At 71.4% G+C, this 24,575-nt stretch carries 24 protein-coding genes; 17 read left to right on the forward strand and 7 right to left on the reverse strand.

Translation table 11 applies throughout. The annotated features are described in order from the left end of the window. Positions 1 to 155: 155 nt before the first annotated feature. Positions 156 to 374 (forward strand): DUF3039 domain-containing protein, encoded by a 219-nt coding sequence (locus AB0O15_RS08335; protein ID WP_364315712.1) that lies wholly within the window; start codon positions 156 to 158, stop codon positions 372 to 374. Between the two features lie 180 nt (positions 375 to 554). Next, positions 555 to 2,282: a DEAD/DEAH box helicase gene (locus AB0O15_RS08340; RefSeq protein WP_364315714.1), complete on the forward strand. Its 1,728-nt coding sequence runs from the start codon at positions 555 to 557 to the stop codon at positions 2,280 to 2,282. Between the two features lie 73 nt (positions 2,283 to 2,355). On the opposite strand, the gene AB0O15_RS08345 is transcribed toward AB0O15_RS08340, so the two are convergent. Then, positions 2,356 to 2,598, reverse strand: a complete 243-nt coding sequence (locus tag AB0O15_RS08345) for a hypothetical protein (protein ID WP_364315716.1) — start codon at positions 2,596 to 2,598, stop codon at positions 2,356 to 2,358. A gap of 244 nt (positions 2,599 to 2,842) precedes the next feature. Continuing rightward, the gene (locus AB0O15_RS08350) at positions 2,843 to 4,387 is read right to left on the reverse strand and encodes an RNA polymerase sigma factor (RefSeq protein ID WP_364315718.1); all 1,545 of its coding nucleotides are present in this window, start codon (positions 4,385 to 4,387) and stop codon (positions 2,843 to 2,845) included. 258 nt (positions 4,388 to 4,645) lie between these two features. On the opposite strand from AB0O15_RS08350, the gene AB0O15_RS08355 reads away from it, so the two are divergent. Beyond that, entirely contained in the window at positions 4,646 to 5,476 is an 831-nt protein-coding gene (locus AB0O15_RS08355) for an inositol monophosphatase family protein (RefSeq protein WP_364317136.1), read from the forward strand. 13 nt (positions 5,477 to 5,489) lie between these two features. Here the strand turns inward: AB0O15_RS08355 and AB0O15_RS08360 are convergent, their stop codons facing one another. Next, positions 5,490 to 6,050, reverse strand: coding sequence for a LytR C-terminal domain-containing protein (locus AB0O15_RS08360; protein ID WP_364315721.1), 561 nt, complete (start codon positions 6,048 to 6,050; stop codon positions 5,490 to 5,492). A gap of 366 nt (positions 6,051 to 6,416) precedes the next feature. On the opposite strand from AB0O15_RS08360, the gene AB0O15_RS08365 reads away from it, so the two are divergent. Beyond that, positions 6,417 to 6,713: a DUF4193 domain-containing protein gene (locus AB0O15_RS08365; protein WP_285683063.1), complete on the forward strand. Its 297-nt coding sequence runs from the start codon at positions 6,417 to 6,419 to the stop codon at positions 6,711 to 6,713. 94 nt (positions 6,714 to 6,807) lie between these two features. Then, a complete protein-coding gene (locus AB0O15_RS08370) occupies positions 6,808 to 7,584 on the forward strand; it encodes a hypothetical protein (RefSeq protein WP_364317137.1) in 777 nt (258 codons plus the stop codon). Here the strand turns inward: AB0O15_RS08370 and AB0O15_RS08375 are convergent. Further along, a complete protein-coding gene (locus AB0O15_RS08375) occupies positions 7,570 to 8,037 on the reverse strand; it encodes a DUF3093 domain-containing protein (RefSeq protein ID WP_364315723.1) in 468 nt (155 codons plus the stop codon). The two genes, AB0O15_RS08370 and AB0O15_RS08375, sit on opposite strands and share 15 nt — an antisense overlap. Positions 8,038 to 8,134: 97 nt before the next feature. Between AB0O15_RS08375 and dut the strand changes: the two genes are divergently transcribed. From dut to AB0O15_RS08395, 4 genes are read left to right on the forward strand one after another with little or no spacing between them, the layout of a single operon-like run. Next, positions 8,135 to 8,593 carry a dUTP diphosphatase gene (gene dut, locus AB0O15_RS08380; protein WP_364317138.1) on the forward strand — a complete coding sequence of 153 codons (459 nt, stop codon included), beginning with the start codon at positions 8,135 to 8,137 and terminating at the stop codon, positions 8,591 to 8,593. A 7-nt stretch (positions 8,594 to 8,600) separates the two neighbouring features. After that, positions 8,601 to 9,245: a DUF3710 domain-containing protein gene (locus tag AB0O15_RS08385; protein WP_364315726.1), complete on the forward strand. Its 645-nt coding sequence runs from the start codon at positions 8,601 to 8,603 to the stop codon at positions 9,243 to 9,245. A 30-nt stretch (positions 9,246 to 9,275) separates the two neighbouring features. Further along, positions 9,276 to 9,656, forward strand: a complete 381-nt coding sequence (locus AB0O15_RS08390; protein WP_364315728.1) for an OB-fold nucleic acid binding domain-containing protein — start codon at positions 9,276 to 9,278, stop codon at positions 9,654 to 9,656. Further along, complete coding sequence (locus AB0O15_RS08395) at positions 9,653 to 10,450, forward strand: DUF3159 domain-containing protein (RefSeq protein WP_364315731.1); 798 nt, start codon at positions 9,653 to 9,655, stop codon at positions 10,448 to 10,450. The genes AB0O15_RS08390 and AB0O15_RS08395 overlap by 4 nt, the downstream gene beginning before the upstream one ends. Here the strand turns inward: AB0O15_RS08395 and AB0O15_RS08400 are convergent. Continuing rightward, positions 10,440 to 11,114: a TrkA family potassium uptake protein gene (locus AB0O15_RS08400; RefSeq protein WP_364315734.1), complete on the reverse strand. Its 675-nt coding sequence runs from the start codon at positions 11,112 to 11,114 to the stop codon at positions 10,440 to 10,442. The two genes, AB0O15_RS08395 and AB0O15_RS08400, sit on opposite strands and share 11 nt — an antisense overlap. Before the next feature lies 1 nt (position 11,115). After that, positions 11,116 to 11,781, reverse strand: coding sequence for a TrkA family potassium uptake protein (locus tag AB0O15_RS08405; protein ID WP_364315737.1), 666 nt, complete (start codon positions 11,779 to 11,781; stop codon positions 11,116 to 11,118). Positions 11,782 to 11,898: 117 nt separating this feature from the next. On the opposite strand from AB0O15_RS08405, the gene AB0O15_RS08410 reads away from it, so the two are divergent. After that, positions 11,899 to 13,947 carry an APC family permease gene (locus AB0O15_RS08410; RefSeq protein ID WP_364315739.1) on the forward strand — a complete coding sequence of 683 codons (2,049 nt, stop codon included), beginning with the start codon at positions 11,899 to 11,901 and terminating at the stop codon, positions 13,945 to 13,947. A gap of 5 nt (positions 13,948 to 13,952) precedes the next feature. Further along, positions 13,953 to 15,134, forward strand: a complete 1,182-nt coding sequence (locus AB0O15_RS08415) for a TRAM domain-containing protein (protein ID WP_364317139.1) — start codon at positions 13,953 to 13,955, stop codon at positions 15,132 to 15,134. On the opposite strand, the gene AB0O15_RS08420 is transcribed toward AB0O15_RS08415, so the two are convergent. Beyond that, on the reverse strand, positions 15,124 to 16,506 hold the full coding sequence (locus AB0O15_RS08420; protein WP_364315741.1) for a cation:dicarboxylase symporter family transporter: 1,383 nt from the start codon (positions 16,504 to 16,506) through the stop codon (positions 15,124 to 15,126). The two genes, AB0O15_RS08415 and AB0O15_RS08420, sit on opposite strands and share 11 nt — an antisense overlap. Positions 16,507 to 16,622: 116 nt before the next feature. Between AB0O15_RS08420 and dxs the strand changes: the two genes are divergently transcribed. The 6 genes from dxs (at position 16,623) to AB0O15_RS08450 (ending at position 24,565) form a co-directional block, all read left to right on the forward strand. Continuing rightward, entirely contained in the window at positions 16,623 to 18,533 is a 1,911-nt protein-coding gene (gene dxs, locus AB0O15_RS08425; RefSeq protein WP_364315744.1) for a 1-deoxy-D-xylulose-5-phosphate synthase, read from the forward strand. Positions 18,534 to 18,583: 50 nt separating this feature from the next. After that, on the forward strand, positions 18,584 to 19,900 hold the full coding sequence (locus tag AB0O15_RS08430; protein WP_364315747.1) for a PQQ-binding-like beta-propeller repeat protein: 1,317 nt from the start codon (positions 18,584 to 18,586) through the stop codon (positions 19,898 to 19,900). A gap of 5 nt (positions 19,901 to 19,905) precedes the next feature. After that, positions 19,906 to 21,216: a PQQ-binding-like beta-propeller repeat protein gene (locus tag AB0O15_RS08435; RefSeq protein ID WP_364315749.1), complete on the forward strand. Its 1,311-nt coding sequence runs from the start codon at positions 19,906 to 19,908 to the stop codon at positions 21,214 to 21,216. Positions 21,217 to 21,287: 71 nt separating this feature from the next. Then, positions 21,288 to 22,601 carry a hypothetical protein gene (locus tag AB0O15_RS08440; RefSeq protein ID WP_364315752.1) on the forward strand — a complete coding sequence of 438 codons (1,314 nt, stop codon included), beginning with the start codon at positions 21,288 to 21,290 and terminating at the stop codon, positions 22,599 to 22,601. A gap of 54 nt (positions 22,602 to 22,655) precedes the next feature. After that, positions 22,656 to 23,345, forward strand: a complete 690-nt coding sequence (locus AB0O15_RS08445) for a response regulator transcription factor (protein ID WP_364315755.1) — start codon at positions 22,656 to 22,658, stop codon at positions 23,343 to 23,345. Then, the gene (locus AB0O15_RS08450; protein ID WP_364315757.1) at positions 23,342 to 24,565 is read left to right on the forward strand and encodes a HAMP domain-containing sensor histidine kinase; all 1,224 of its coding nucleotides are present in this window, start codon (positions 23,342 to 23,344) and stop codon (positions 24,563 to 24,565) included. The genes AB0O15_RS08445 and AB0O15_RS08450 overlap by 4 nt, the downstream gene beginning before the upstream one ends. Positions 24,566 to 24,575 lie beyond the last annotated feature (10 nt).

Genomic DNA, 24,575 nt, shown 5'->3' on the forward strand with positions numbered 1-24,575 from the left:
AACGGTACGGTGCCCCGATGTGCGCTGGTCGTTGGACCGACCAGGCGAGAGGTGTCAGACTTGTCGTTTGGAGCTTCGTCCCGCCGATCGGGGGCCCCGCTGCGCGCGGGCCGGCGGCACGCCAAAGCGATTGACCGTTACGAGAGGCAGATACCGTGAGCACGCAGATCCTGGAGCGCCCGGAGACCAAGGATGCGGACACCGGGCCGGAGATGTTCCACTATGTGCGCAAGGAGAAGATCGCCGAGAGTGCCGTGATGGGCACCTACGTGGTCGCGCTGTGCGGGGACAAATTCCCGGTGACGAAGACCCCCAAGCCAGGTTCGCCCGTGTGCCCGGCGTGCAAAGAGATCTACGACGCCATGAAGCACTGACCAGGGACGACCCGCGCGGCGGTTGCACGCTCGATCCATGATCGGGCGGCGCCGCCGTTCGTGTGTACAAGGGCACACCGCACGCAACAACCCGCACACACGGGTCACTCTCGTTATGCTGGGTTCCGCCTCCGCCGGGTTCTCCGCGGGGGCGGTTTTGTGAGAAGGGAACGTCGCAGCTTGAGCCCGCCGCCACCGGACCTGGAGACCTTCCCGCCCCTGCGGGCCTGGCAGCGCAAGGCACTGGTGGAATACCTGCGCCGGCGCTCCCCGGACTTCATGGCGGTCGCCACACCCGGTGCCGGCAAGACCACGTTCGCGCTGCGCATCGCGGCCGAGCTGCTGGCCGACGGCACCGTCGAGGCGGTCACCGTGGTCTGCCCGACCGAACACCTGAAGACGCAGTGGGCGGTGGCCGCGGCCCGGGTCGGCATCCAGCTCGACCACTCGTTCCGCAACGCCGACGTGCACTCGTCCCGCGACTTCCACGGGGCGGTCATCACGTACGCGCAGGTCGGCATGGCGCCGGCGGTGCACCGGCGGCGGACGATGACCCGGTCGACCTTCGTCATCCTGGACGAGATCCACCACGCCGGCGACTCCCGCACCTGGGGCGACGGGGTGAAGAACGCCTTCGACGAGGCCGAGCGGCGGCTGATGCTGACCGGGACCCCGTTCCGGTCGGACGAGAACCCGATCCCCTTCGTGCTCTACGAACGGGGCCAGGACGGCCTCCAGCGCTCCCGGGCCGACTCGATCTACGGCTACTCCGACGCGCTCCGCGACGGCGTCGTGCGGCCGGTGCTGTTCATGGCCTACTCGGGGGAGACCCGGTGGCGGACCAACGCCGGCGACGAGCTGGCGGCCCGGCTGGGCGAGCCGATGACCAAGGACCTGATCGCGCAGGCCTGGCGTACCGCCCTGGACCACCGGGGCGACTGGATGCCCCAGGTGATGCGGGCGGCCGACGCGCGGCTCACCAAACTCCGAAGTCATGGCATCCCGGACGCCGGCGGCCTGGTCATCGCCAGCGACCAGCAGACCGCCCGGGCGTACGCGAAACTTCTGGAGACCATCACCGGCGAGAAGGCCGTCGTGGTCCTCTCCGACGACGCGGGAGCCCCGGAGCGGATCGCCACCTTCGCGCTCTCCGAGCAGCGCTGGATGGTCGCGGTGCGGATGGTGTCCGAGGGCGTGGACATCCCGCGGCTGGCCGTCGGCGTGTACGCCACCAGCGCCTCCACCCCGCTCTACTTTGCCCAGGCGATCGGCCGCTTCGTGCGGGCCCGCCGCCAGGGTGAGACCGCGACGGTGTTCCTGCCCAGCGTCCCCCACCTGCTCGGCCTGGCCAGCGAGATGGAGGCCCAGCGCGACCACATCCTGGGCGCGCCGAAGGACCCGGACGGCCTGGACGACGACCTGCTCGAGCGCGCGCAGCGCGAGGAGAAGGCCGACGGCGACCTCGAGAAGCAGTTCGAGGCGCTGTCCGCGACGGCCGAGCTCGACCAGGTGATCTTCGACGGCACGTCGTTCGGCATGGGCGCGCTGACCGGTACGCCCGAGGAGGAGGAATACCTCGGCCTGCCCGGTCTGCTCACCCCCGACCAGGTCACCACGCTGCTGAACCGCCGGCAGACCGAGCAGCTGAACGCCGAGAAGAAGGCGAAGCGCAACGCCCCGGCAGCCGAGGTGCCGGCGCCGCGCGAGCCGGTGATCCTGAGCGCGGGGGAGAAGCGGGTCAGCCTGCGCCGTCAGCTGAACACCCTGGTCGCGGCCCACCACCACCGCACCGGCCTGCCGCACGGCAAGATCCACGCCGAGCTGCGCCGGATCTGTGGCGGCCCACCGAGCGCCCAGGCCACGATCGAGCAGCTCGAGGAGCGCATCGCCACCGTGCAGACGCTCTAGCTTTCGCCAGGGCACGGCAAAAGGGGCGCCCACACCGAGGCGCCCCTTTGTGAAGCTCGCTTGACCGGGATTGTCAGTTGGAACTCGAGGACATCTTGTCCGCGCCACGCCAGTCGAACTCGGGATCAGCCTTGTACTGAACCGCGATCTTTACCAGGTCCTCGGCGTAGCGGTTGGCGTGGTGCCCGCAGAACACCAGTTCGCCACCACCAGCGAGGGTCAAACGGAGCTTCCCTGCTGCATTGCAGCGGTCGCACCGTTCATCGGCAGCTGTGCCGGCCAAACTTCCCGCCGGCGGCGTGAGAGTCGGGGTCATCGCCTTCCTCCTCTGGTCGTCACCGATGAACTTGTTCCTCGGTTAGTGCTCACCCATGGTGCAACATCGGTGCTCGTCGGCGCCTTCCCACTGTGCCCCGGGGGGACCCAAGTCACACGTGGTCCGGCAAGTGTTCCGTCCTCCAAGGGTGCCACGTCAACGATCTCGTCTGTACAACGGTCTGATCACCACCATGTGTTGTACGTGTGGTGACCATTCCGACACGAAAGGTTGACTAAGAACCCTAGTCCAGGTAATCCCGCAGAACCTGCGAACGGGAGGGGTGACGCAGCTTCGACATCGTCTTGGACTCGATCTGCCGGATCCGCTCGCGCGTCACGCCGTAGACCTGCCCGATCTCGTCCAGCGTACGGGGCTGGCCGTCGGTCAGGCCGAAGCGGAGCCGGACCACGCCCGCCTCGCGCTCGGACAGCGTCTGCAGGACCTGCTGGAGCTGGTCCTGCAGCAGCGAGAAGGACACCGCGTCGACCGCGACGACGGCTTCCGAGTCTTCGATGAAGTCGCCGAGCTGGCTGTCGCCCTCGTCGCCGATGGTCTGGTCGAGCGAAATGGGCTCCCGCGCGTACTGCTGGATCTCCAGCACCTTTTCCGGCGTGATGTCCATCTCTTTGGCCAGCTCTTCCGGCGTGGGCTCGCGGCCCAGGTCTTGGAGCAGCTCACGCTGTATGCGGCCGAGCTTGTTGATGACCTCCACCATGTGCACCGGGATGCGGATGGTGCGGGCCTGGTCGGCCATGGCGCGGGTGATGGCCTGGCGGATCCACCAGGTGGCGTACGTGGAGAACTTGTAGCCCTTGGTGTAGTCGAACTTCTCGACGGCGCGGATCAGGCCGAGGTTGCCTTCCTGGATCAGGTCGAGGAAGGCCATGCCGCGGCCGGTGTAGCGCTTGGCCAGCGAGACCACGAGCCGGAGGTTGGCCTCGAGCAGGTGGTTCTTGGCCCGCTCGCCGTCGCGGCCGATCCAGCGCAGGTCGCGCTCCATCGTCCGCTCGAGCTTCTCCTCGCCCTCGTCGAAGCCGCGCAGCCGCTCGGCCGCGTAGAGCCCGGCCTCGATCCGCTTGGCCAGCTCGACCTCCTGCTCGGCGTTCAGCAGGGGGACCTTGCCGATCTGCTTGAGGTAGGCCCGGACGGAGTCGGCGGAGGCGGTCAGCTCGGCGTCACGCCGGGCCTGCTTGAGCGCCTCGGACTCTTCGTCGTCCCACTCGAAGTCGCCGTCGGTGGCCGAACTGGCGGCGTCCTTGGCGGCGGCGGTGACCAGCGCGGCCGGCTCTTCGACGACGACATCCTCGATGTCGGCGGCGAGCTCCTCGGGGTCGATCTCCTCGCCCTCGGCGGGCGGCTCGCCGTCGGCGCCCTTGGCGCCGGGAGCGGCCTTCTTGGCGGGCACGCCCTTCTTGGCCGGCGCCTTCTTGGCGGCGGCCTTCTTGGCCGGGGCGGACGCGTCGCCCTCGGCGGCGGGCGCGGCGGCCGGCGCCGCCTTCTTGGCCGGTGCGGCCTTGGCGGTGGTGGCCTTCGACGCGGGCGTCGCGGCCCGGGCGGCGGCGACCTTGCGGCGCGGCGCGGCGGCGGAGCCGTCGACGACGACCGTGACGCCGGCGTCGACCAGCGCCCGGACGATCTTCTTCGCCTGGAGCGGGGTCACCTCTGCGGACTCAACAGTCTTCGCGACCTGGGATGCCGTGATCTGCCCGCCCGCGCCCTGAGCATGGGCGATCAGGGCCTCGGTGAGGGAGCGAACGTCGGCACCGGTCTGGTGGGCTTCTGTCACGAATGACCTTCCGGAGGGCGAGAAACGGCCTGGTGCCCAGCACAGCGCACGGCGAAGAGGCTGGCCGGTGGTTGGTGGGAGCCCCCGAAATCCCGGACCCGGCCCGTCGCTGGGAGCCCGTTCATCGGTGGCAGGGGTGAATTGTAGCGCCGTCGGACGAGATCCTCCCGTCGCCGCACGCCACCGGCCCGTCGCGAGGGGTCTTGCTCCGTGCCGGCGGCAGAATGGTAATGCCAAATCACGCTCGAGGGGGCCGACATTCCCGGGACATCGACATCTGACGAGCTTTTGTCACTCGCGGTGCGGATCGCGCGCGACGCCGCCGCGACCGCGCGGCGGATGCGCGCCGAGGCGATCACCGACGTGCAGACCAAGAGCACCGACACCGATGTGGTCACCGCGGCCGACCGCGCGGTGGAACGCCAGGTGGTCGAGGCGCTGCGGGCCGAGCGGCCCGGCGACAGCGTGCTGGGCGAGGAGTACGGCGACAGCGCCGAGCCGGTGGCCGGTGCGGTCCGCTGGATCCTCGACCCGATCGACGGCACCGTGAACTACCTCTACGGGCTGCCCTCCTGGGCCGTGTCGCTGGCGGCCGAGGTGGACGGTGCCGTGGTGGCCGGCGTGGTGCACAACGCGGCCACGGGTGAGGAGTGGACGGCCACGCTGGGGGGCGGTGCCTGGCGTGTCGTAGCCGAAACCGGTCGGGCTCGGCGGCTCAGCGGCTCGGTGCGTACCGAACTGGGTCAGGCCCTGGTTGGGACCGGCTTCGGCTACGACGCGGCTCGACGGGCCCATCAGGGGGCGGTGGTGGCCGGTCTGATCACCCGGGTGCGCGACATCCGGCGGATCGGCGCCGCCTCGGTCGACCTGTGCATGGCCGCCGAGGGGATGCTGGACGCGTACTTCGAGAAGGGCCTGAACCCGTGGGACCACGCCGCGGGCGGGCTGGTCGCCACCGAGGCCGGTCTGCTGGTGTCCGGACTCGCCGGGGCACCGGCGGGCCCGGAGATGCTCATCGCCGCGCCACCGGCGCTCTGGGGGCCGCTGCACGACGCCCTCAGCGACCTGGACGCGGCCGGCGGCCCCTGATCGGCGAGGACGCCTACTTGGCGTCCTCGTCCTCCTTCTTCTTCGGGGGCGGCGGGGCGGGGCAGGCGCCCGGCGGCAGCTCGGGCTCGCTGAGCTCGACCAGCGACTGGTTGACCTCGGTGCTGGTGGCCAGCTGGCGGTACTGGTCGCCGATGATCACGTCGATCACGTCGGTGGTCCGCTTGGCGCTGTACTCCGTCTTGGCCTGGCCCAGGAAGTACGCCCGGATCAGCTGGGCGTTGCCGACCGCCTTCGGTCCGTACTGAATGATCGCGACGCGCGGGAACTTGGTCTTGCTCTCGCGCGGCGGCTGCACCTGGAAGCCGCGGTTCTTGAAGTCGTCGCTGACCCGGTCGGCCACGCCGGCGGTCTTCGTGCCGTTGAGCACCCGAATCTTGACCTCGTCGGTGTCGTCGGGGAGCGTGATGTTGGCCAGCGGCGCCCCCTTGGGACAACCGCCGTCGGCCGAGGCACCGCCCTGGGTGTCACGTACCAGCGCGACCACGACGAAAACGATCGCGGCCACGCCGAGGACGCCGATGACGACGAACGCTCGGACGCGCGCAAAGCTCATGCTGCCGGCTCCAGTAGGTATGCCTCGACGGGGAACGAGGTGAGGTTAGCGTCTGCCCGCCAACCCTGCGGAAACAGGAGATACTTCCGGCGCGCCGACGATGATCCACCCGCCCGGGACCCTACTTTGATGTCGCCTCAGTCACATCGGGAACAATGAGCCGCCTGCGTGCGTACAACCGTCCTACGGGAGCGGTAAGGTACCGCGCTCGCCGGGGCATAACCACGAGGGGGTGGAAGCGTCCCGGCGGCAGTCGCTCTCCACTGAACGGATGAGTAAGAAAAGTCCGCGCGAACCGGGAACCAGGAAGACGTCACCGGCGTTACTAACGCCAAGTGACACATCGATACAGGAGAGTGAAAACCGATGGCCACCGACTACGACGCCCCGCGTCGCGACGAGGTCGACCTCGGCGAGGACAGCCTCGAGGAGCTCAAGTCCCGCCGGGCCGACTCGCAGTCGGGCGCAGTGGACGTCGACGAGGTCGAGGTCGCGGAGAGCTTCGAGCTCCCGGGCGCTGACCTGGCCGACGAGGAACTCACCGTGAAGGTCCTGCCCATGCAGACCGACGAGTTCCGCTGTTCCCGTTGTTTCCTCGTGCATCACCGCAGCCAGCTGGCCGCGGAACGCAACGGGGATCTGATCTGCCGTGAGTGCGCCTGACCCAACGGTTTGGCGCAGGCCTGTTTGACCGGGTCTGTGCGCGGTGAAGTAGAGGACGGGGAGGACAACAATGACCACACCCGAGACCGGAGCCATGAGTCCGGACCCGTCCGAGACGCCCGCGCAGCCCGACCAGCTCGACGACGGCATCGGCAAGACGGTCGCTGAACTCGCCCGCAGCGACCTCGAGCCGGCCGGTCGCCGGCGACTGCTCGGCCGGCTCGTGGACGATGTCCGCGGTCGCGGGCTGGGCAAGGTGTTCCGGCCCAAGGCGGCGTTGCGCTGGATGGCCGACGTGGTGGGCGACATCGCTCAGCACGTGCCCATCCGGGACATCGACACGCTGCGGGCACACTTCGACGGGCTGGACGGCGACGAACTCGCCGACCGCCTGATCCGCAACGCCGCGCGATCCACCGCCGGGATCGGCGCGGCCGGTGGCGGCGTCGCGTCGCTGCAGTGGGCTGTCACGCCGACCCTGCTGTCGGCGCCGGTGCTGCTGACCGCCGAGACGATCGCGGTCGTGTCGATCGAGCTGAAGCTGATCGGCGAGCTGCACGAGATCTACCGCCGGCCGATCACCGGGCCGGGCCCCCAGCGCGCCACCGCCCTGCTCCAGGCCTGGGCCGGTCAGCGCGGCGTCAACCCGCTGCTGCCCGGGGTCGGGGTGGCCTCGGTGCTGGGCACGGCCGCCCGCAAGGAGCTCCAGACCACCCTGCTGAAGCGCTTCGGACGCAACCTGACCACCCTGGGACCGTTGCTGACCGGCGCCGCGGTGGCCGGCTACCTCAACCGCCGGGCCACCAACAAGCTGGGCGAGGAGCTGAAGAAAGACCTGCGCAAGGGCCGCAAGGCGTTACCGGGCGGCTGATTCCCGCAGCGCGGTGGCCAGCTCGACCGGGTGCCGCGAGCTGATCACCCAGAACGGCGTCGGGTCGGCCGGGTCGTCGAGCACGACCTGCACCGCCCCGCCGATCCAGGGGCGCTGGATCACGAAGGCCAGCGGGTGCGAGCCGACCCCGAGGGCCTCCCGTTTGCCGGCCGCGTCGAGGGCGACCACCTCACCGATCGCCGACAGCGGGAGCCGGGCGTCGTCGACCTGGAACTCGGAGCCGGTGACGGCCACCCGGAGCCGGCCCACCCAGAACATCAGGGCGAGGGTCAGCGGCAGGATCACGGCGAACGGCGCCCAGGCGCGGACGCCGCCGGCGCCCATCCAGATCTCCACGCCGACCAGCCCGCCCCCGGCCAGCCCGAGCGGCCAGGCCCACCAGGGGATGGTCAGGCGCTCGGCGTAGGTGACCGTGGCCGCGTCGGTTGTCACCCGGTGAGGGTACGGCGCGTCTTCGCTCCGGAGTGCGGCAGGATGGCATGGTAAACGCCGCTCACCCACCGACGAGAGGCCTGACGCTGTGGACGTGATGGTCCGCCGGCTCGATCCGGACCTGCCGCTGCCCGCGTACGCACACCCCGGCGACGCCGGCGCCGACCTGGTCGCCGCCGAGGACGTGGTGCTCGCGCCGGGCGAGCGCCGCCTGGTGCCGACCGGCATCGCGATCGCGCTCCCGGAGGGTTATGTCGGGCTGGTCCACCCGCGTTCCGGTCTGGCACACCGCCTCGGCGTCACGGTGCTCAACGCGCCCGGTACGGTCGACTCCGGATATCGCGGCGAGATCCTCGTGAACCTGGTCAACCATGACCCGGCCGCCACGGTCAAGATCTCCCGTGGTGACCGCATCGCCCAGTTGCTGGTGCAGCGGGTCGAGCGCGTCGCCTTCCACGTCGTCGACGAGCTGCCGGACACGGTTCGCGGCGCGGGCGGGCACGGCTCGACCGGCGGCCACCAGGCTTTCGTCACGCCCCGGCGTGCAGAGAGGTGAACCACCGATGTTCTCCCGTAAGCGGCCCCGGCACGTCCGGCAGGACGACGCCCCGCAGTCCGACGCGCTGGCGTACAGCATGACCGCCGGCGACCCGCAGAAGCCCGAGTTCGGTCCCTGGGACGAGCAGTGGGCGCCGGAGGGCGTGGCCCGGCTCGACCTGGGCAGCATGCAGATCCCGGCGGTCGAGGGCGTCGAGGTGCGGGTGCAGGCCGGTCAGGACGGCAGCGTCGAGCACGTGGTGCTGGTGTCCGGTGCGGGCGCGGTGGAGTTCGGCGTGTTCGCCGCCCCGCGTACCGACGGGATCTGGGACGAGGTCCGCGCCGAGATGCTCCAGGAGATGAAGGCGGGCGGGCTGACCGTGCGCGAGGAGCACGGGCGGTACGGCACCGAGCTGGTCGCCCAGCTGCCCGACCCGCAGGGCCAACTGGTCGACGTGCGGTACGTCGGGGTGGACGGGCCGCGCTGGTTCGTCCGGGCCACCTTCCAGGGTCCGGTGGCGACCGACAGCGCCGTCTCGCCGGTGCTCTGGGAGTGCCTGGAGGGCCTGGTGGTGGCCCGCGACGACGAGCCGCGGCCGGTGCGTGAGCCTCTGCCCGTGCGTCTTCCGGCCGAGATGGCCGACCAGGCTCAGCAGCAGCAACCGGACTGAACTTCAAGAGCGTGAACGGCGTACCGTGAGATGATGTCGACCGAACGGACCACCGGCCTGCGCCGGTTCTTCGAGCGCCTCACGGCCTCGGAGGACGAACTGCAGGCGGAGGAGCTGCAACGGGAGAGCGCCAAGTGCGGCGCGATCCCGGCGGGTCAGTGCACCCGCGGCCAGGTGGTGTCGGTCTCCGGCCGGCTCAAGACGGTCGCCTACACGCCGCGTACCAATCTGCCGACGCTCGAGGCCGACCTCTACGACGGCAGCGACGTGGTGACCCTGGTCTTCCTCGGCCGGCGTTCGATCGCCGGGGTCGAGCCCGGGCGGCAACTCACCGCCCGCGGGCGGATAGCGATCCGGGATGAGCGCAAAGTGATCTACAACCCGTTCTACGAGCTGGAGGCGCCGCGTTGACTTCCGGGAGCGAGCCCCGACACGTCGCGCCGCCGGACGAGGGCATGGACCGGGTCGCCGAGGAGATCGTCGAGGCCCAGGACCTGCATCCGGTGTCACCCGACCAGGCGAAGGCGGACGACGAGGAGGAACCGCTCCCGTCCATGTCCGAGATGCTCTCGGAGCAGCTCGGCGGGGTGCGCGGGCTGATCGAGTCGGGCGTCCCGGTGGCGGCCTTCGTGCTGCTCAACGTCATTCTCGGCGAGAACGCGGCCGGGCTCGACAAGCGCACCGCGCTGTACTGGGCGATCGGCGGCGCGGTCGGCACGGCGGTGCTGATCGGCGTCTACCGGATCATCCGCAAGGAGCCGATCCGCCACGCGATCAACGGCATCTTCGGCATTGCCCTGGGCGCCTGGCTGGCCTGGCGGTCCGGCGAGGCCAAAGACTTCTACCTGCCCGGCATCCTGCTCAGCCTGGGCCAGGTGGTGGTGCTGATCGCCTCCGTGGTGATCCGCAAACCCATCATCGGGTACGTCTGGGGCGTGCTGGTCAACAAGGGCAGGCACGACTGGTTCGACAACCGTGAGCTGTTCCGCGCGTTCCAGTGGCTGACCCTGGTCTGGGCCGGCTCGCTGTTCATCCGGGCCGGCATCCAGGGCTGGCTCTACCTGGCCGATCAGGCCACCGCGCTGGGCGTGACCCGGGTCGTGATCAGCTGGCCGATGTACGCCGCCACGTTCGCGTTCACCGCCTGGTACATCCACCGGATCACCCGGCGCCAGGCGACCGAGGCCGACCCGGTCAGTCCGTGAGGTCGTCGGTGCCGAGGATGACCGCGCGAACCTGATCTTCCACCTCGGCGGTGCAGACGAAGATCAGCTCGTCGGCCGCCTCGAGCGGGTCGTCCGGCGTCGGCACCAGCACCCGCTTGCCGCGCAGGATCGTCACCAGGGCCGAGTCGCGGGGCAGCGGCACGTCGCGGACCGGCAGGCCCACGTAGGGCGCGTCGGCGGGCAGGGTGATCTCGACCAGGTTGGCCTCACCCTGCCGGAAGGTCATCAGCCGGACCAGGTCGCCGACCGTGACCGCCTCCTCGACCAGGGCGGCCATCAGGCGCGGCTTGCTGACCGCCACGTCCACGCCCCACTGCTCGTTGAAGAGCCACTCGTTCTCGGCCCGGTTCACCCGGGCCACCACCCGCCCGACCGCGAACTCGGTCTTGGCCAGCAGCGACACCACCAGGTTGGCCTTGTCGTCGCCGGTGGCGGCCACCACCACGTCGCAGCCGGCCAGGTCGGCCTCCTCGAGGCTGCTCACCTCGCAGGCGTCGGCGAGGACCCATTCGGCGTCCGGCACCCGTTCCGGGCGCAGCTGGCGCGGCTGGCGCTCGATGAGCATCACCTGATGCCCGTTGCCGATCAGCTCCTGGGCGATGGACCGGCCCACGTTGCCGGCCCCGGCGATGGCGATCCGCATGTCACTGGCCTCCCTGGGCGGCGGAGGAGGCGATTCCCAGCACCGATCCGACGGTGTCGTCGGTGACCAGCACGAAGACCTGGTCGCCGTCCTGGAGCACGGTGGAGGTGGTGGGCAACGAGCCGATGCCGAAGCGCATCAGGTAGGCCACCCGGGCCCCGGTGGCGTCCTCGAACCGGCCCACGGTGATGCCGACCCAGTCCCGGTGCAGCGGGGTCTCGACGATCGAGATGGAGCTGGTCGGGTCGCGGAACACCTCGACGGTGCCCTCGGGGACCAGGTGCCGGACCATCCGGTCGGCGGCCCAGCGGATGGTCGCCACGGTCGGGATGCCGAGGCGTTCGTAGACCAGGGCCCGGCGGGAGTCGTAGATCCGGGCGACGACCCGGGACACGCCGTACGTCTCGCGGGCCAGCCGGGCCGAGATGATGTTCGAGTTGTCGCCGCTGGAGACGGCGGCGAAGGCGTCGGCGCGCTCGATGTCGGCCTGGCGGAGGACGTCGCGGTCGAAGCCGATGCCGGTGACCGTGGTGCCGCTGAACTCGGCGCCCAGCCGGCGGAAGGCGTCGGCGTTCTGGTCGATCACCACCACGGTGTGTCCGCGCGCGTCGAGCTTGTGCGCGAGGGTGGACCCGAGGCGGCCACACCCCATGATCACCACGTACAACGTCGTTGCCTTCCGAAGACCCGTCCGAGCTGTCCTGGGTAGCTTGGCACGGCCCCGCCAAGCGTGTGGGCCGGGGCGGCCGACGACGCGTTCGATACCGCCGTACGCTTTGCGCTTGTGGTCAGTCCCACCTCCATCGTCAAGCGGCTGCTGGTCGGCCGGCCGTTCCGATCCGACCGGCTCCAGCACACGCTGCTGCCCAAGCGGATCGCGCTGCCGGTGTTCGCCAGCGACGCGCTCTCCAGCGTCGCCTACGCCCCGGACGAGATCCTGCTGACCCTCTCCATCGCCGGCGCGGGGGCCTATCTCTATTCACCCTGGGTGACGCTGGCGGTGGCCGTGGTGATGGTCACGGTGGTGGCCAGCTACCGGCAGAACGTGCACGCCTACCCGTCCGGCGGCGGCGACTACGAGGTCGCCACGGTCAACCTCGGTCCCCGGTTCGGCGTCGCGGTGGCCTCGGCGCTGCTGGTCGACTACATCCTCACGGTGTCGGTGTCGATCAGCGCCGGCGTGAGCAACCTGGGCTCGGTCGTGCCGTTCGTGGCCGAGCACAAGATCGGCATCGCGCTGGTCGCGGTCACCGTGCTGACCGCGCTGAACCTCCGCGGCCTGCGCGAGTCGGGCACCGCGTTCGCCGTCCCGACCTACGCGTTCATCATCGTCATGGTCGGCATGGTGCTCACCGGGCTGGTCCGGGTCTTCGTGCTCGGCCAGGACCTCCAGGCGCCCAGCGCCACGCTGCGGATCGCGGCCGAGGAGAGCCACCTCACCAGCTTCGCCTTCGTCTTCCTGCTGTTGCGAACCTTCTCGTCCGGCTGCGCGGCGCTGACCGGGGTCGAGGCGATCTCCAACGGCGTGCCGGCGTTCAAGGCGCCGAAGAGCAAGAACGCGGCGACCACGCTGCTGCTCCTGGGCAGCCTCGCGATCCTCATGCTGGTCGGCATCATCGTGCTGGCCCAGGCCACCCACCTGCAGTTCGTCGAGGACCCGACGACGCAGATCGTCGGCGGCCCGGCCGGCTACGTGCAGAAGACCGTGACCACCCAGCTCGGCGAGACCGTCTTCGGTAGCGGCTCGGTCCTGCTCTACCTGGTCGGCGCGGTGACCGCGCTGATCCTGTTCCTGGCCGCGAACACCGCCTTCAACGGCTTCCCGGTGCTCGGCTCGATCCTGGCCCAGGACCGCTACCTGCCGCGCCAGCTGCACACCCGCGGTGACCGGCTGGCCTTCAGCAACGGCATCATCTTCCTGGCGATCGTCGCGATGGTGCTGATCGTGGCGTTCGAGGCCGAGGTCACCCGGCTGATCCAGCTCTACATCGTGGGCGTGTTCGTGTCCTTCACGCTGTCCCAGGCGGGCATGATCCGGCACTGGAACCGGCTGCTGCGGACCCAGCGTGATCCGACCCGCCGGCGGCAGATGGTCCGCTCCCGGGCCATCAACTCGTTCGGCATGGTGCTCACCGGCGCGGTGCTGATCGTCGTGCTGATCACCAAGTTCCTGCTCGGCGCGTGGATCGCGATCGCGGCGATGCTGGTCATCTACGCGACCATGCTGGCCATCCGGAAGCACTACGACCGGGTCTCGGCCGAGCTCGAGCCGACCGACGAGCGTCCGGTCCTGCCGTCCCGCAACCACGCCGTCGTCCTGGTCAGCAAGGTTCACCTGCCGACGCTGCGGGCCATCGCGTACGCCCAGGCGACCCGCCCCGACACGCTGACCGCGGTCACCGTGAACGTGGACGACAAGGACACCCGCAAGATCCAGGACGAGTGGGAGCGCCGCCAGGTGCCGGTGCCGCTGGCCGTGGTCGACTCGCCGTACCGGGAGATCACCCGGCCGATCATCGACTTCGTGAAGAGCGTGCGCCGCGGCTCGCCGCGCGACGTGGTGACCGTGTTCGTGCCCGAGTACGTGGTCGGCCGGTGGTGGGAGAACCTGTTGCACAACCAGAGCGCGCTGCGGATCAAGGGGCGGCTGCTGTTCGAGCCGGGCGTGATGGTGACCAGCGTGCCCTGGCAGTTGCAGTCCAGCCAGGACAAGGACCTGGAGCGCTTCGACCGCGGGCTGAGCCAGGCGCCGCAGCGGGGCCCGCGCAGCCGCCCGCTGCCGCCGCCACCGGAACAGGATCCGGAGCCGCAGCACGAGGACGTGAAGGCGTGAATCCGGTGACCGACGACCTGGTCGAGGGCGACACCGTCGAGGTGACCGTGGGCAGCCCGGCGCACGGCGGGCACTGTGTCGCGCGGCTGGGTGGCGAGCACGGCCGGGTGGTGTTCGTCCGGCACGCGCTGCCCGGCGAGCGGGTGACCGCGGCGGTCACCGAGGTGCATCGCGGCTATCTGCGCGCCGACGCGGTCGAGGTGCACGAGCCCTCGAAGGATCGGGTGACGGCGCCGTGCGCGTACGCGAAGCCCGATCTTTGTGGTGGTTGTGATCTGCAACACGTGAGCGACACCGGGCAGCTCGACTGGAAGACCGCCGTGGTGCACGAGCAGCTCACCCGGCTGGGTGGGATGACCCCGGAGCAGATCGCCGGGGTACGCGTGGAGCGCCTGCCCGGCGGCCTGCTGGGGTGGCGGTCCCGGGTGCGCTACTCGGTGGACGCCGCCGACCGGCCGGGGCTGCTCAAGCACCGGTCGCACGAGGTGGTGGCGATCGACCGCTGCCTGATCGCGCATCCGCACATCCAGGAGCTGGATGTGCTGTCGCACCCCTGGCCGGCCGCCGAGGAGATCGACGTGGTGGCCCCGGGCATCGGGCCGGCGGTCGTCGTGGACGGCGAGGGCGAGGTGCGCGAGGCGGCGGCCGGGCGAACCTGGACGCTGCCCGCCGACGGCTTCTGGCAGGTGCACCCGGCGGCGGCCGAGACGCTGGTCGCCACGGTGCTGGAGATGCTCGACCCGCGGCCGGGGGAGACCGCCTGGGACCTCTACGGCGGGGCGGGACTGTTCGCGGCCGCGCTGGCCGGGCGGACCGGCGCCCGGGTGAGCCTGATCGAGTCGGCCCCCGAGGGCGCGGCGGCGGCCCGGACCAACCTGGCCGACCTGCCGGTGGAGGTCGTCGAGGCGAAGGTGGAGCGGGCGCTGCGCCGGCGCCGGGTCACCGGACCGGTCGACCTGGTGGTGCTCGACCCGCCGCGGTCCGGGGCGGGCGCCGAGGTGGTGCACGCGGTGGCCGCCGCCGGTCCGCGGGCGATCGCCTACGTGGCCTGCGACCCGGCGGCGCTCGGCCGGGACATCGGAACGTTCGCGGAGCTCGGCTGGACGGCAACCGAGATCCGCGCGTACGACTGCTTCCCGATGACCCGGCACATCGAATGCGTGGCCCTGCTGACCCCTACGCGCTGACCGGCTCGTCGCGCTTGGGCGGCGCCGGCGGCTCCTCCCCGCCCGGCGCTTCGTCCCCGCTGTGCGCCTCGTCCGAGAACGTCGACTCGTCGAACGGGTCCTCGCCGCTGAACACGCGTTCCGCCTGCACCGGGTCGAACTCGCCGGTCCACTTGCCGACCAGCACCGTGGCGACCGAGTTGCCGGCGAAGTTGGTCAGCGCCCGGGCCTCGGACATCAGCCGGTCGATGCCGACGATCAGGCCGACGCCGGGCACCAGGTCGGGGCGGTGGCTCTGCAGGCCGCCGGCCAGCGTGGCCAGGCCCGCGCCGGTGACGCCGGCCGCGCCCTTGGAGGCGATGATCATGAAGGCGAGCAGGCCGATCTGCTGACCGATGGACATCGGCTTGTCCATCGCGTCGGCGATGAACAGCGAGGCCATGGTCAGGTAGATGGCCGTGCCGTCCAGGTTGAACGAGTACCCGGTCGGCACCACGATGCCCGCCACCGGCCGGCTGACGCCCAGATGGCCCATCTTCGCGATCAGCCGCGGCAGGGCCGACTCGGACGACGACGTGGACAGGATCAGCAGGAACTCCCGGGCCAGGTACTTGAACAGCCGGAACACGTTCATCTGGGCGACCAGCCGGAGCAGCAGGCCGAGGATCACGAACACGAAGATCGCGCAGGTGATGTAGAAGCCGACCATGATCGTGAAGAGGCTCTTCAGCGCGTCGAAGCCGGTCGCGCCGACCACCGCGGCCATCGCGCCGAACGCCCCGATCGGGGCCAGCCACATGATCATCGCGAGGATCTTGAAGACCACCCGCTGGACGGCCTGGATGCCGCGGATGACCGGTTCGCCCCGCGCGCCGAGCGCCTGCACGGCGAAGCCGACCAGGAGCGCCACCAGCAGGGCCTGGAGCACCTCGCCGGAGGTCAGTGACGAGAACAGGGTGTCGGGGATGATGCCGAGGATGAAGTCGGTGGTGCCCTTGGCGTCCTCGGCCACCTGGGCCTTGCCGGTCTCGGCCAGCGCGTCGGTCAGGTGCAGGCCGGCGCCCGGCTTGAGGATGTTGCCGACGACCAGACCGATGGCCAGGGCGACCGTCGACATGATCAGGAAGTAGCCCAGGGCCAGGCCACCCACCTTGCCGACCTGCGCCGCCCGGCGGATGGAACCGACACCGAGGACGATCGTGCAGAAGATGACCGGGGCGATCATCATTTTGATCAGGTTGACGAAACCGGTACCGAGGGGACGGAGTTCCTTGCCGAATTCCGGGAAGAGAAAGCCGACCGCGATGCCCAGGGCCATCGCGATGAGCACCGCGATGTAGAGCCAGTGGGAGCGGTCACGACGGCGCGGTGGCGCCGTTGATTCGACGGTCATCCACGGTTTCTAACGTATTACTCGACCCCGGTCCATGTGTAGATCGTGTGCAGGTTCAGGTGACCATGGTTGTCGGGCGGATGCGGGCGGGCGCAGCGCCGATAGACTCGGGTGTCATGAGCGAAGCCCTCCCCACTCCGTACGGCCTGCTCGGCTCGATCACCGCTCCGGGCGATCTCAAGCGCCTCAGCGGTGAGCAGTTGACCCTGCTCGCGGCCGAGATCCGTGACTTCCTGGTGGCCAAGGTGTCCCGCACCGGCGGCCACCTCGGTCCCAACCTGGGCGTGGTGGAGCTGACGCTCGCGCTGCACCGGGTCTTCGACTCGCCCCGCGACCGCATCCTGTTCGACACCGGCCACCAGGCCTACGTGCACAAGATGGTGACCGGCCGGCAGGGCGGCTTCGACCTGCTCCGCCAGCGCGGTGGCCTGTCCGGCTACCCGAGCCAGGCCGAGAGCGAGCACGACCTGATCGAGAACTCGCACGCGTCCACCGCGCTGTCGTACGCGGACGGCATCTCCAAGGCGTTCGCGTTGCGCGGCGAAGAACGGCACACGGTGGCCGTGGTCGGCGACGGCGCGCTGACCGGCGGCATGTGCTGGGAGGCGCTCAACAACATCGCGGCGGCCAAGAACCGCCTGGTCATCGTGGTCAACGACAACGGCCGCTCGTACGCGCCGACGATCGGCGGCCTGGCCGACCACCTGGCCACGCTGCGCCTCAACCCCGGCTACGAGCGGGTTCTCGACCTGGTCAAGGACGCGCTGGGGTCGACGCCGATCGTGGGTCGCCCGGCCTACGAGGTGCTGCACGCGGTCAAGCGCGGCATCAAGGACGCGGTCAGCCCGCAGCCGATGTTCGAGGATCTCGGGCTCAAGTACGTCGGCCCGGTCGACGGCCACGACCAGCAGGCCATGGAGTCGGCCCTGCGCAAGGCCAAGGGCTTCAACCAGCCGGTCATCGTGCACGCGGTGACCCGCAAGGGCTACGGCTACCGCCCGGCCGAGCAGGACGAGGCCGACTGCCTGCACGGTCCGGGCGCGTTCGACCCGCAGACCGGCGCGCTCACCGCCAAGCCCTCGGTGAAGTGGACCAACGTCTTCGCCGAGGAGCTGGTCGCGATCGCCGACGAGCGGCCGGACATCGTCGGCATCACCGCCGCCATGGCCGAGCCGACCGGCATCGCCAAGCTGGCCGCCAAACACCCGGAGCGGGTCTACGACGTCGGCATCGCCGAGCAGCACGCGATCACCAGCGCGGCCGGTCTGGCGATGGGCGGTATGCACCCGGTCGTCGCGGTCTACGCCACGTTCCTCAACCGGGCCTTCGACCAGGTGCTGCTCGACGTGGCGATGCACCGGCTGCCGGTGACGATCGTGCTCGACCGGGCCGGCGTCACCGGGCCGGACGGGCCGAGCCACTACGGCATCTGGGACCTGAGCGTCTTCGGCGTGGTGCCGGGCCTGCGGATCGCCGCGCCCCGCGACGCCGCCACCCTGCGTGAGGAGGTGCGCGAGGCGGTCGCCGTCGAGGACGGCCCGACGATCGTGCGCTTCCCGACCGGCTCGGTGGCCGCCGACCTGCCCGCGCTGCGCCGGGTCGGCCCGGTCGACGTGCTCCGCGAAGACGATCGCAAGGACGTGCTGCTGGTCGCCGTGGGCGCGTTCGCCGCGCTGGGCATGCAGGCGGCCGAGCGGATCGCCGAGCAGGGGTACGGCGTGACGGTGGTCGACCCGCGCTGGGTCCGCCCGGTCCCGATCGAGATCGCCGGCCTGGCCCGCGCCCACCGCATGGTCGTGACGCTGGAAGACGGCGTGCGCGCCGGTGGCGTCGGTGACGCGGTGGCGGCCGCCCTGCGCGACGCCGGCGTGCGGGCGCCGCTGCGCGACTTCGCGGTGCCGCCGGGCTTCCACCCGCACGGCACCCGGTCCGAGATCTTGGCCGCGCTGGGCCTCACCCCGCAGGAGATCGCGCTCGCGGTGACCGAGTCGGTCTCCCAGCTGGAGGCCGAGCACGCCCCGCTCTGATCGGAAAGTCCCGACGGGCGGTTTCGTTATCCAGCCGTTACCTTTATGGCATGGCGGTTGAGACCTTCGGCGAGAACACGATTGTCATCGATCTTGGCCTGGACCGCGGCGAGCCGGAGACCTACCGCCGGCCGACCCGGTCCACGGTGGCGCCGTGGTTCGCGCCGCTGATGGTGGCGCTGGCCGTGCTGGCGGTGGCCGGCCCGTCCGCGCCGCCGTCCCCGTCGCCGCTCTCGCCGGTGCTCAGCCTGCGGGTCGCGCCCGCCGACACGTACGCGCTGACCGACAACAACGAGCTCCTCGCGCAGACCCAGGGCACCCTGGCCGCCTATGACCTGGCGACCGGGGCGCGGCGCTGGCAGATCGCGTCCGACCGGCCCACCTACCGGCTGCGGACCGCCAACGGGCTGGTGCTCATGCGGCCGTGGACCTCGTACGGTCCCGGTCAGCCCAACACCACCGCGCTCTCGCTGGCCACCGGGCTCACCCGCTGGAAGCACGACGGCACCGTGATGAACCTGGCCGGCAGCGAGGCCATGCTCGGCGTGTACGCGGTGCGCAGCGGCGGCACCAACCGCCGGGTCCAGGGCCCGGTCCAATCCCTCCAGCCGGTCGACGGCACCGTGCTCTGGGAGGTCGACGTGCCCGGCACCGCGGTGCTGCTGGGCGTGCCCGGCCCCGGCGACGCGGGCACCCGGATGCTGCTCGTGCACGACGACCGCACGGCCGTCGTGCACGACCTCGCCACCGGCGAGAAGCTCGCCTCGGCCGAGCTGCCCGCGGCCAACTACGGCCCGGAGAACCCGGCCGTCTCCGGCGGCCTCGTCCTGCTGCGGCACCTCGGCCGGTACGGCGCCGTGGTCTCCGCCTACGACCCGGTCACCCTGCAACGGCTCTGGCAACGGTCCGCCGACAAGGTCTACGAGGTGCGCGACTGCGGCCCGGTGGCCTGCCTGAACTCCCCGGAGGGCATCCGCGGCATCGACCCGGCCACCGGCCAGGAACGCTGGTTCCAGGCCGGCTGGCGCAGCGTCGAGCAGCGGGGGGCGCTGACCCTGGCCTACGGGACGGCCGACGGCGGCGCCGACCCGGCCGGCATCATCGACCCGGCGACCGGGCGGGTCCTCACCGACCTGCACGGCTGGCGGGTGGTCGGCGGGAGCGCCGGCGGCCACCTGCTGGTGACGCGGGACGTCGAAGCCGGTGCACGTACGATGGTCGCCGTCGCGGAGCCGGGACTGTCCAGTCCGCGACCGCTGGCCGATCTGCCGCCGGGCACCGGTGACTGTCAGGCCGCGCCCGGCCGGCTGGTGTGCCGGTCGACCTCGGGCGAGCTGGTCGTCTGGGCGTACCAGTTGAAGGAGTGACCCCGGTGGCGGTGATCGAGCTCGATCCGTCGCCCGAGACGCCGCTCACCCCGGCCCGCCCCCCGCTGCACATCTTCCGCCCGGCCGGTCTCGTCGTCGCCGCCGTGCTGCTGCTCGCCCTGGGCGGCGCCGCGCCCGCGGCCACGACCATGTGGCGGTCGATCGGCTCGATCCCGCTGGCCACCGAGGGCACCTTCACGCCGGCCGGCGACCGCATCGTCACGCTGGCCGACACCGACCAGGCCCGGGTGCTCACCGCCTGGCAGCAGGATCCCCCACGCCGCCTCTGGACCGCCTCGCTGCCCGCGAGCGAGCCGCCGGACGGTGTCGTGCTCACCGCCGGCAACTGGCTCTTCGCCGAGGGCGACACCCTGATGGTGCCGCAGTCCGACTACAGCACCGTCGCGGTCGACCTCCGGTCCGGGCAGACCCGCTACACCCTGCGCAACCGGGTCGAGCCCGCGCTGCCGGGGGTCGGCCTGATCCGCCGGACGATCTTCCGGCCCGGCGCCGCCAACGACCCCGGCTCCGACGCGGACGGCATGCTGCACATCGGCGACGACGGCCGGCCCTACCACGAGCCGCCCCAGCGCACCGAGGTGAGCGGCATCGATCTGGGGACGGGACGCGCGCTGTGGCGGCTGCCCGTCCGCGGCGCCGCCGTCACCCGGATGGTCGGCGCCTCGTTGCTGGTCGTCTCGGACGACCGGCTCCAGGAGGTCGACGCGACGACCGGGCGGGTGCTCCGGGAACAGGAGTCGGCCGGGGGCGGCTGGGTCGACATCGTCGGTGGTCTCGCGGTGGTCTTCGGCGCCCGGACGACCACGGCCTACGACCTCGCGACCCTCACGCCACGCTGGCACACGCCGACCGGGCCGCTGAGCGACACCGCCACCGGCGCCCGCTGCGACGGCGTGGTCTGCCGCCGCTCGGAGACCGGGGCCGAGGTGATCGACCCGGCCACCGGCGCCACCCGCTGGCGGACCGGACGCGAGGCCAGCCTGCGCCCGCAGGGCTCGTCGCTGATCGAGTACGACAGCGTCTCCCAGCGTCCGCTGCGCGTGGTCGACGCCGCCTCCGGCCGGCCGGCCGCCGACCTGCGGAGCTGGCAGACGCTCAGCTCGCTCGGCACCCTCGAGACATTGCTCTCCCGGGTCGAGCCGGGCGGGAAACGGATGAGCTTCGCGGTGGTCCGGGCCGGGCAGATCCAGCCCCTCGGGTACGCTGACGTCATCGTCCGCGACTGCCGGGCCGGCGACGGTCTCGTGGTCTGCCGCCACGACGAGGGCATCGAGCTGTTCGCCTACCGCGCCTAGCGCCGGTCGAGCCCAGCGCCCATCGCTCCCAGCGCCTATCGCCCGGGTCGCCCTGAGCGCACAATCGAGCCGTGGGCGAGACGCTGATCGATCTCGGGATGGTGACGCGGACCGTGCGGGTGGCGGCCGCGCCCGACCCGCTGCGCCTCCGGCGGCCCCTCGGCGCCCTGATCGCCCTGATCCTGGTCGCGCTCTGCACCGGGGCCGCGCACCGCGAGCCGCCGCCCCCACCGCGGGTGGTGGCGGCCGGGCTCGGCGACATGACCTTCGTCTCGGCCGACCGGCTCTTCGTGGTCGAGGCCGGCCCGTTCCCGCCCGGCGCCCCGGCCACCGACCGGGTCATCAACGAGTACGCGCTGCCCGCCGGCCGGCTGATCTCCCGCACCACGGCCTCGGTCACCGGGGCGATCATCAGCGTGCTCGCCGCCGGGCCGCTGATCCTGATCTCGTACCAGGTGGACAGCCTGGACACGGACGCGACGGTGGCGCTCGAGGCCGGCACCCACCGGGCCCTCTGGCGGCGGCCGGCCCGGCTGCTCAGCATGTCGCCGGACGACGGGATCGTGCTGCTCCGCGAGAACAACCCGCGGCCCGGGCCACGCGCCTGGTACGGCGTCGACCTGGCCACCGGCAACCTCCGGTGGACCGTCGAGGAACCGCGGCGCGGCTTCACCGTCGCGTCCGGGCTGGGGCCGGGCGGCTTCCCGGCCATGCTGGTGTCGGCCACCGACACGGGTGAGCTGAGCGTCCGGGACACCCGTACCGGAGACCTCACCGCGCGGGCGACCACCCGCGTGCGGGACCGGCCCGCGGGGGCCGACGTGCCGATCTGGCCCGCCGGCGACCTGGTCCTGGTCGGCGAGCCGCGCGGGACCACCGCCTACCGCCTGCCCGGCCTGAGCGAGGCGTGGCACAGCGACGTCGACCTCTCCGGGCGCTGGGTGCAGAACGACTGCGACACCGGCATCTGCTCGCTGAGCTGGCAGGGCGGGCTCTGGTGGCTGGATCGAGAGACCGGGGTGCGGCGCTGGATCGCCGACCGGTGGAACTACGCCGACCAGGCCGGGCACTACCTGCTGGCCACCGGCAACGAACCGGGGGAGCGTGGCCGGGTGGTGTCCGTGCTCGACCCGGACACCGGTCAGGTCCGCGGTGACTTCGGCCGGTGGCACTCGGTCGGCGCGGCGGACGCCGACGGGATGGTGGTCGGGCTGCGCGAGCACCTGATCGACGACACCGTCTACTACGCCCGGCTCGACCCGGCCACCATGCGGATCCACGTGCTGGGCACGGCCGACCACGTGTCCGGCGACTGCCACACCACGATCGAGGTGCTGGTGTGCCGCCGGATCGACGCGTCGGTCGGGCTTTGGTCGCTGAAGTAGCCTGCACTTGGTCAGCGGGTTTCGCTGGTGAACGGCGGATCGGGAGGCGCGGACGTGCGCGTGCTGGTGGTGGAGGACGAGCGGAACCTGTGCGACGCGATCGCGCGTGGGTTGCGGCGCAAGGGGATGGCGGTCGACGTCGCGTACGACGGGCTGACCGGCCATGAGATGGCCTACGTGACCCGGTACGACGTGGTCGTGCTGGACCGGGACCTGCCCGGGATGCACGGCGACGAGATCTGCAAGGCGCTGGTCGCCTCCGGGGCGCTGACCCGGGTGCTGATGCTGACCGCCAGCGGCACGGTCACCGACAAGGTCGAGGGCCTGCAGCTCGGCGCCGACGACTACCTGCCCAAGCCGTTCGCCTTCGACGAGCTGGTCGCCCGGGTGCAGGCGCTCGGCCGCCGGGCCACGCCGGTCGCGCCGCCGGTGCTCACGGTGGGCAACCTGGTGCTCGACCAGACCCGCCGGGTGGTCTCCCGCGGCGGCGCCCCGATCGACCTCACCAACAAGGAGTTCGGGGTGCTCGAGGAGCTGCTCAAGGCCCGCGGCGGCGTGGTGTCCAGCGAGGAGTTGCTGGAACGGGTCTGGGACGCCAACACCGACCCGTTCACCACCACGGTGCGGGTGACCATGATGACGTTGCGGAAGAAGGTCGGCGACCCGCCGCTGATCGAGACCGTGGTCGGCGCCGGCTACCGGGTGCCCGAACCGGTCGTGGTCACCCCCGGCGGCTCGGCGTGACCGTCTACCTGGGTCGCAACCAGCCGCGGAACTGGCTGCGGCCGACCCTGCGGCTCCGGCTCACGCTGCTCAACGGCATCCTGCTGGTCGGTGCCGGCGCGATCCTGGTGCTGCTGGCCTGGCTGCTGGTCGGTGACGCGCTGCACCCGGCCGACGAGCTCAAGGCCGGCACCCAGGTGGTGCTCAACGACGGCCGTACCCTCGACGCCCTCTACTGGCAGCGTGAGCTGGTCGACCGGGCGTCGCAGGAGCTGCTGGTCAAGGGGCTGGTCGCGCTGTTCGCGATCGGCATGATCGGCATCGCCGGGGCGTACGCGGTGGCCGGTCGGGCCCTGCGCCCGCTGCACAATGTCACCGCGACCGCCCAGCGGCTCGGCGAGGAGACCCTCGACCAGCGGATCCGCTACGCCGGCGCGGACGACGAGGTGGCCGAGCTGGCCCGCACCTTCGACGCGATGCTGGACCGGCTGGCCGGCGCGTTCGAGTCACAGAAGCGGTTCGTGGCCAACGCGTCGCATGAGTTGCGTACCCCACTCGCCGTGATGCGCACCGAGATCGACGTGACCCTCAGCGACGACGAGGCCGACGTGGCCGAGTACCGGCGGATGGCCAAGGTCGTCCGCAACGCCTCGGAACGGGCCAACGGCCTGGTCGACGCCCTCCTGGTGCTCGCACGCAGCGAGGCGCAGTCCGGCCGCCGCCTGGTCCGCAAGGTCCCGGCCGACCTGGCGACCTCGGTCTACAACGCGCTGTCCGCGGTGAAGGCCGAGGCCGAGCGCATGAAGCTCCAGGTCGAGACCGATCTGCAGGCGGCGCCGGTTGTCGGCGACCCGAGCCTGCTCGACCGCCTGGCCGGCAACCTGATCGAGAACGCGATCCGCTACAACCACCTGATGGGCAAGCTCTGGCTGCGCACCACGACGGTGGACGGCCAGGCCCGGCTGGTCGTCGGCAACACCGGGTACGAGGTGGAGCCGGTCGACGTGCCGGGCCTGTTCGAGCCGTTCCGCCGGGGCGGCTGGGAGCGCACCGGGTCGCGCGGTTCCGGGCTGGGCCTGTCGATCGTCCGGGCGGTGTGCGACGCCCACGGCGGGACCGTGTCGGCGGTCGCCCAGCAGGGCGGTGGCCTGGAGATCACCGTGTCCCTGCCGGGCGCCGACAAGACCCCGGTGGTCGCCGCCACCGCGTCCGTACCCAAGCCCAAGGTTTCTTCTTCCTAGGCCGGATCGA

Origin of the sequence: Actinoplanes sp. NPDC089786 (assembly GCF_040684855.1) — a bacterium.
In the GTDB taxonomy this organism is placed as follows: domain Bacteria; phylum Actinomycetota; class Actinomycetes; order Mycobacteriales; family Micromonosporaceae; genus Actinoplanes.